Genomic DNA, 7,332 nt, shown 5'->3' with positions numbered 1-7,332 from the left:
CCCCCGTCGGACTCCCCCACCCCCTGAGCGGAGCAGTCAGAGGCCGGCGTGGACGAGGTCGACGACGCGGGCGAGGGCGGCGGGGTCGGTGTCCGGGGGGACGCCGTGCCCGAGGTTGAAGACGTGGCCCGGGGCCGCCGTCCCGGCCACGAGGGTCTGGCGGACCCGGGCCTCGAGGACGTCGTCCGGGGCGAAGAGCACCGCGGGGTCGAGGTTGCCCTGCAGGGCCTTGCCCGGCACCCGGCGCGCGGCGACGTCGAGCGGCACCCGGAAGTCGACGCCGACGACCTCGGCACCGGCCTCGCCGATCGCGCCGAGCAGCTCGCCGGTGCCGGTGCCGAAGTGGATCCGCGGCACCGTCGGGTCGAGGTCGGCGACGGCGGCGAGCACCGTCGCCGAGGCGGGCTGCACGACGCGGCGGTAGTCCGCGTCGGGCAGGGCGCCGACCCAGGAGTCGAAGAGCTGGACGGCGCTCGCACCGGCCGCGACCTGCACCCGGAGGAACTCCCCCGACACCTGGGCCAGCCGCTCCAGGAGAGCCCCGAAGAGCGCGGGGTCGCCGTACATGAGCGCCTTGGTGCGGTGCAGGTCCCGGCTCGGACCACCCTCGACGAGGTAGCTCGCGAGCGTGAACGGCGCGCCCGCGAAACCGATGAGGGGCGTCCCGCCGAGCTCGGCGACGAGCAGCCCGACCGCCTGCGTCACGAAGTCGACGGCGTCCGGGGTGAGCTCGGGGATCCGGTCGAGGTCGGCCCGGGTCCGGAACGGCTCGGCGACGACGGGGCCGACGCCGGGCACGATGTCGAGGTCGACACCGGCGGCCTTGAGCGGCACGACGATGTCGGAGTAGAAGATCGCGGCGTCGACGCCGTAGCGGCGCACCGGCTGCAGCGTGATCTCGGCGACGAGGTCGGGCCGGCGGCACGACTCGAGCATCGGGATGCCCTCGCGGACCTTCCGGTACTCCGGCAGCGACCGGCCCGCCTGGCGCATGAACCAGACGGGGGTCGTCGCGGCCTGGCGGCCGTGGCAGGCGGCGAGGAACGGGGACGTCGCGAGGCGCGGGTCGCGGACGGGCGCGGACAGGGTCGTCACGACCGTCGATCCTCGCACGCTCAGCCGACCGCGAGCAGGACCACCCCGGCCATCGCGACCCCGACACCGGCCCGCTGGACGCCGAGCATCCGCTCGCCGAGCACGTACCGGGCCAGCAGCACCGTCGCGACCGGGTAGAGCGTGCCGAGCACCGAGACGATGCTGACCATCTCGTCGCGGGAGGCCGCGAGCCCGAACAGGATGTTCGCGCCGGCGTCCGCGAGGCCGACCGCGGCAAGCGCCGGCAGGTCCGCGCGGGACACCCCGCCCGTCGTCCGCAGCGCGAGCCCGAGCGCGACCGCGAGCCCGACGCTGACGACGCGCATCCCGACGAGGGTCATGACGCTGCTCGACTCCGCGCCGCGCGCGATCCCGTAGACGCACACCCCGAAGCAGAGCCCGGCGAGCGCCGCGAGCACGACCGCCCGTGCCTTCGTGCCGCCGGACAGCTCCGGGCCGCTCGCGAGGACGGCGCCGCCGAGGGCGACGGCCATCCCGAGCCACTGCAGCAGGGACGGCCGGTCGCCGGAGAGCAGCCCCGCGACGACGGGGACGACGCCGCCGAGCGCCGCGATCGGCGAGACGACGCCCATCGTCCCCGTCGACAGCGCCGTGTAGAAGAGCACGAGCCCGAGCGGCCCGGCGACGCCGGCCATGACCGCCCACGGCAGCCAGCCCGTCGGTGCGTCCGACGCGCCGGTGAACAGCGCGACGGCGCCGACGAGGACGAGCGCGGCCGCCTGGCTCCACGCGACGACGGCCAGGGCGGGCAGCCTGCGGGTCACGAGCCCGCCGCCGAAGTCCGCGGTGCCCCACAGGAGGCTCGAGAGCAGGGCGAGGACGGCGGCCATGCAGCGCACCGTATCGACGCACCCCCGCGGGCCCGTCGCAGGCGACGCGTGATTACCGCGCGTCGCGACGTACGCACAGGGGCGTGGATGCGTACATTTCCGATGTGGCCGTTCGACGGATGCCCGACGAGGCCCCCGAGGAGTTCCAGGGGGCGATCGAACGGCTGCGTGCGGTCCGGCTGCGTCCCGAGGTCGTCCTCGAGGAGGTCCCGGCCCCGCAGCGCATCGCCCCGCACGCCGTCGCCGTGAGCGCGGACGTCGTCCTCGACGACGAGGAGCTCGCCACCGGGCGCTTCGTCCTCCTCTACGACCCCGCCGGCCAGGACGCCTGGGAGGGCACCTTCCGGGCGGTCACGTTCGTGCGCGCGGCGCTGGAGTCCGAGCTCGGCAGCGACCCGATGCTCGGCCAGGTCGGCTGGACGTGGCTGCAGGAGTCGCTCGAGTCCGTCGGGGCCGAGTACGGCGCGGCCGGCGGCACCGTGACGCGGGTCGTGTCGGAGAGCTTCGGCGCCCTCGGCGACCGGCCGGCCACCGTCGAGATCGAGGTCCGTGCGTCGTGGACGCCGGCCGGTGACGTCGGGCTGCACCTGCAGGCCTGGGCCGGGCTGCTGTGCACCGTGGCGGGGATCCCGCCGCTGCCGAGCGGTGTCGCACCGCTCCCGCGCCGCCGCTGACGCACCCGCGGAGCAGGCCCCCACGCCCTCGCGGGGCGGGGTTCACCTCAAGTCGCACCGTGCCGCTGCCGATCGAACAGGTGACAAGTTCACCACCTTGGCCCTCACGGGCCACCGGCAGGAGGTCAGCGTGACCACGATGGTCGAGCGAACCGGGATCCCCGTTCCGCGCCCGGGTCGCTTCGCGGCCATGGTCGTCGTGGCCAACCCGAACCTGCGTGAGGCGGTGGCGCACACGCTCCGCGCCCTCGGCGCACGGCACGTCCTCGAGGTCGGCACGGTCGGCGAGGCCCGGATCAAGGCGGGCGTCGGCATCGCCGACCTCGTCGTCGCCGAGGCCGGGCTGCCCGACGGCAGCGGCATCGCGCTCATCCGCGAGCTGCGCGCCGCGGGCTGGCAGCGCGGCATGGTGCTCACGACGAACGACGACCCCTACAGCGTCCGCGCCGCGATCAGCGCGGGCGTGCGCAGCTACCTCGTGTCCGCGGTCTCCGCGGTCGCCGTCCGCCCCCCGGGCGAGCGCGGTGACGGCGTCGACAGCCTCTCGGCGCGCGAGATCCAGGTGCTCCAGCTCGTCGCGGACGGCAAGTCGAACAAGGACATCGGCGAGGAGCTCGGCCTGTCGGCCCTCACCGTGAAGAGCCACCTCGCGCGCATCGCCCGCAAGCTCGGCACGGGCGACCGGGCGGAGATGGTCGCCACCGCCCTGCGGTCCGGCGCCATCGCCTGATGCCGCCCGGCCCCGGCCGGGTGAACACGCGGCCACGGACTGTCCTACGGTGGACCCCGTGCCCCCCGCCGACGACGCCCGCGTGACGGTCGGCGACGACGCCCCCGACACCCGGCCCGCGCTCGTCGCCCTCGACACTCCGCGCGACGGCGTGCCACCGGTCGTCGCGACGCCCGACGCCCTCGCCGAGGTCGTCGCCGCGTTCGCGGCGGGGACCGGCCCGGTGGCCGTCGACGCCGAGCGCGCCTCCGGGCACCGCTACGGGCAGCGCGCGTTCCTCGTGCAGATCCGGCGCGAGGGTGCGGGGACGGCGCTCGTCGACCCGGCCGCCCTGCCGGACCTCAGCAGCCTCGGCGACGCCATCGCCGACGCCGAGTGGGTCCTGCACGCCGCCAGCCAGGACCTGCCCTGCCTCGCCGAGGTCGGCCTGCGACCCACCCTGATCTTCGACACCGAGCTCGGCTCCCGCCTCGCCGGCTTCCAGCGGGTCGGGCTCGCCGCCGTCGTCGAGCAGCTCCTCGGCCTGAGCCTGGCCAAGGAGCACTCCGCGGTCGACTGGTCGACCCGCCCGCTCCCCGAGCCCTGGCTGCGGTACGCCGCCCTCGACGTCGAGGTGCTCGTCGACGTCCGCGACGCGCTCGCCGCCGAGCTCGAGCGGCAGGGCAAGCTCGACTGGGCGCGCGAGGAGTTCGCCGCGGTCGCCGCCGCGCCGCCCGCGCCGCCCCGGGTCGACCCGTGGCGCCGGACGTCGCAGCTGCACCGGGTGCGCAACCGGCGCCAGCTCGCCGCCGTCCGCGAGCTGTGGCAGGCCCGCGACCGGCTCGCCCAGGAGCAGGACGTCTCCCCCGGCCGGATCCTCCCCGACGCCGCGATCATCGCGGCCGTGACGGGCACCCCGGCGACCCCGCGCGACCTGCTCGAGCTGGCGGGGTTCAACGGCCGCGGCGCCCGCCGGCACATCGGTGTGTGGTTCGACGCGCTGACCCGGGCCCGCAAGCTCTCGGACGCCGACCTGCCGCCGCACACGCTGCCGAGCGAGGGTCCGCCGCCGCCGCGGGTGTGGGGCGAGCGCGACCCGGTCGCCGCCGGCCGGCTCGCCCGCTGCCGGGCCGCCGTGACCGCCGTCGCCGCCGAGCACTCGCTGCCCGTGGAGAACCTCGTCGCGCCCGACACCGTGCGCCGGCTCACGTGGTCCCCGCCCGCGGGGCCCGGCCCCGACGGGCTGCCCGACCAGGCACAGGTCGAGGCGTTCCTGCGCGAGCACGGCGTCCGCGAGTGGCAGGTCGCGCTGACCGCCGCCGCCCTCACCGCGAGCATGCCCGACCCGGGCCCGGACGACCCGGTCCTCGCCGCCCCCGCCGACGACGAGGCGGCGTCCGGCACCGACGCCTGACCCGGTCCGGCCCGCGTTCCGCGCTTCGGAACCCCGGACGACGGAGCCGACGGCGCGAGGGACCTTGGGCCCAGGCGGCACGGCGGGACCAAGGGCAGCCTTTCCTCAGTTCCGCCGGTCGAATTCGGCAACACGCTCTTTGCCGAATGCGCGCGACGCTACTAAGGTGAGCCTTACCTTGCTCGCCACGCCAGCCCCTCCCGGGGGCCGGACACCACGGAGGGCCCGTGCTCGCGAACTTCCTCATCGGTCTGCGTGAAGGCCTCGAGGCGTCCCTCGTCGTCGGCATCCTCGTCGCCTACCTCGTGCGGACCGGCCGTCGGGACAAGCTCTCCGCGGTGTGGGCCGGCGTCGGTGTCGCGGTCGCGATGAGCCTGCTCGTCGGCGCCGCCCTCACGTTCACCAGCGCGCGGATGTCGTTCCGCGCCCAGGAGGCGTTCGGCGGCACGCTCTCGATCGTCGCCGTCGCCTTCGTCACCTGGATGATCTTCTGGATGCGGCGCGCCGCGCGCTCCATGAAGGGCGAGCTGCACGACAAGGTCGACAAGGCGCTCGCGATGGGGACCGGCGCGCTCGTCACCACGGCGTTCATCGCCGTCGCCCGAGAGGGCCTCGAGACCGCCCTCTTCGTCTGGACCGCCGTCCAGGCCACGAACCAGGGCATGCGGCCGCTCGTCGGCGTCGTCCTCGGCCTCGGCCTGGCCGTCGCGCTCGGCTGGCTGCTCTACCGGCGGGCCGTCCAGATCAACCTCGCGAGGTTCTTCACCTGGACCGGCGCCGGCCTCGTCGTCGTCGCGGCCGGCGTGCTCGCCTACGGCGTCCACGACCTCCAGGAGGCCGGCATCCTGCCGGGGCTCAACAACCTCGCGTTCGACGTGTCGCACATCATCTCGTCGTCGTCCGTCATCGGGGCGCTGCTCAAGGGCATCTTCAACTTCTCCCCGCAGACGACGTGGCTCGAGGCCGCCGTCTGGACGGCGTACGTCGTCCCGGTCATGACGTTCTTCCTGCGCAACCAGGGCGCTCCCGCCGCCCCCAAGGCCGTGCCCGCGACCGGCGGTGCGGCGTCCGTCGCCGCGCAGCCCCGGATCAGCCGGACGTCGGCCCCCGCCGCCTGACCCGGGCACCCTGCACGACAGGACCCCGTGACCCGCCGGCCCGCGCCGGCGCGTCGCGGGGTTCTGCCGTACCCGGGCCCGGACGCCCGCGGGCCGGGCTTCCGCGGCAAGTTACCGTCGAGTAGCATCTGGGGTTACCGGCGAGTAGCAGCACGCTCCGCCGCGCCATCGTCGCCGCACCAGTGGGAGGCCCCCGTGCCCGGCAGTCTGCGTGACGTCGTCTTCGTCGACGGCGTTCGCACCCCCTTCGGCAAGGCGGGTGCCAAGGGCATCTACGCCCAGACCCGCGCCGACGACCTCGTCGTCAAGTGCATCCGCGAGCTCCTGCGGCGCCACCCCGAGCTCCCGCCGGAGCGGGTCGACGAGGTGGCCGTCGCCGCGACGACCCAGATCGGCGACCAGGGCCTGACGATCGGCCGGATGGCCGCGCTGCTCTCCGGCCTGCCCAAGAGCGTGCCCGGCTTCGCGGTGGACCGGATGTGCGCCGGCGCCATGACCGCGGTGACGACGACGGCGTCCGGCATCGCGTCGGGCGCCTACGACGTCGTCATCGCCGGCGGCGTCGAGCACATGGGGCACCACCCGATGGGCGAGGGCGTCGACCCGAACCCGCGGATCGTCGCCGAGCGGCTCGTCGACACCTCGGCGCTCGTCATGGGCCAGACCGCGGAGAACGTGCACGACCGCTTCCCGCAGATCTCCAAGGAGCGTTGCGACGCGTTCGCCGTGACGAGCCAGCGCCGGGTCGCCGACGCCTACGCCGCAGGCCGGATCCAGCGCGACCTCGTGCCGGTCGCGACCCGCAGCGCGGAGCAGGGCTGGGGCCTCGCGACGGCCGACGAGCCGCCGCGCCCGGGTACCACCCTGGCCGACCTGGAGACGTTGAAGACCCCGTTCCGGCCGCACGGCCGGGTCACCGCGGGCAACGCCGCCGGGCTCAACGACGGGGCGACGGCGTGCATCCTCGCCTCCGGCGAGACCGCGGCCGAGCTCGGGCTGCCGGTCCGGATGCGGATGGTCGGCTACGCCTTCGCAGGTGTCGAGCCCGAGGTCATGGGGGTCGGTCCGGTCCCCGCGACGGAGAAGGCGCTGCGCCGCGCCGGCCTGACGATCGACGACATCGGCCTGTTCGAGGTCAACGAGGCGTTCGCCGTCCAGGTGCTCGCGTTCCTCGACCACTTCGGCATCGCGGACGACGACCCGCGGGTCAACCCGGACGGCGGCGCGATCGCCCTCGGGCACCCGCTGGCGTCCAGCGGGGTCCGGCTCATGACCCAGCTCGCGCGGCACTTCGAGGACCACCCCGAGGTGCGCTACGGGCTGACGACGATGTGCATCGGCATCGGCATGGGCGGCACCGTCATCTGGGAGAACCCGCACCACGCGGACTACGGCACGGAGGTCCAGGCGGCATGACGACCATCGACCAGACCCCCGCGGCCCCCGGCAGGACCGACGCCGCCGCCCCGTC

7 protein-coding genes are annotated in these 7,332 nt (G+C 75.2%); 5 read left to right on the top strand and 2 right to left on the bottom strand.

Annotated features, from left to right (window positions below; genetic code table 11):
* Positions 1-36: 36 nt before the first annotated feature.
* Complete coding sequence (gene hemE / locus ECOMGDLI_RS29240) at positions 37-1,095, bottom strand: uroporphyrinogen decarboxylase (protein ID WP_088320362.1); 1,059 nt, start codon at positions 1,093-1,095, stop codon at positions 37-39.
* Between the two features lie 20 nt (positions 1,096-1,115).
* Positions 1,116-1,946, bottom strand: a complete 831-nt coding sequence (locus ECOMGDLI_RS29235) for a DMT family transporter (protein ID WP_088320361.1) — start codon at positions 1,944-1,946, stop codon at positions 1,116-1,118.
* 104 nt (positions 1,947-2,050) lie between these two features.
* On the opposite strand from ECOMGDLI_RS29235, the gene ECOMGDLI_RS29230 reads away from it, so the two are divergent.
* From ECOMGDLI_RS29230 to ECOMGDLI_RS29210, 5 genes are all read left to right on the top strand, one after another.
* Positions 2,051-2,620, top strand: a complete 570-nt coding sequence (locus ECOMGDLI_RS29230; RefSeq protein WP_233149677.1) for a DUF3000 domain-containing protein — start codon at positions 2,051-2,053, stop codon at positions 2,618-2,620.
* 139 nt (positions 2,621-2,759) lie between these two features.
* The gene (locus ECOMGDLI_RS29225) at positions 2,760-3,350 is read left to right on the top strand and encodes a response regulator transcription factor (RefSeq protein ID WP_088282694.1); all 591 of its coding nucleotides are present in this window, start codon (positions 2,760-2,762) and stop codon (positions 3,348-3,350) included.
* Positions 3,351-3,408: 58 nt separating this feature from the next.
* On the top strand, positions 3,409-4,743 hold the full coding sequence (locus ECOMGDLI_RS29220) for a ribonuclease D (RefSeq protein WP_233153670.1): 1,335 nt from the start codon (positions 3,409-3,411) through the stop codon (positions 4,741-4,743).
* A 227-nt stretch (positions 4,744-4,970) separates the two neighbouring features.
* A complete protein-coding gene (efeU, locus tag ECOMGDLI_RS29215) occupies positions 4,971-5,861 on the top strand; it encodes an iron uptake transporter permease EfeU (RefSeq protein WP_088320359.1) in 891 nt (296 codons plus the stop codon).
* Between the two features lie 195 nt (positions 5,862-6,056).
* Complete coding sequence (locus ECOMGDLI_RS29210) at positions 6,057-7,277, top strand: thiolase family protein (protein ID WP_088320358.1); 1,221 nt, start codon at positions 6,057-6,059, stop codon at positions 7,275-7,277.
* Positions 7,278-7,332 lie beyond the last annotated feature (55 nt).

Origin of the sequence: Kineosporia sp. R_H_3 (genome assembly GCF_002198675.1) — a bacterium.
In the GTDB taxonomy this organism is placed as follows: Bacteria; Actinomycetota; Actinomycetes; order Actinomycetales; family Kineosporiaceae; genus R-H-3.
Note: the sequence above shows the minus strand (reverse complement) of the source record. Positions and strands in the feature narration are given on the sequence as shown.

Coding starts and splice junctions, on each gene's coding strand:
- ECOMGDLI_RS29235 (WP_088320361.1), bottom strand. CDS start 1,946: ATGGCCGCCGTCCTCGCCCTGCTCTCGAGCCTCCTGTGGGGCACCGCG.
- ECOMGDLI_RS29225 (WP_088282694.1), top strand. CDS start 2,760: ATGGTCGAGCGAACCGGGATCCCCGTTCCGCGCCCGGGTCGCTTCGCG.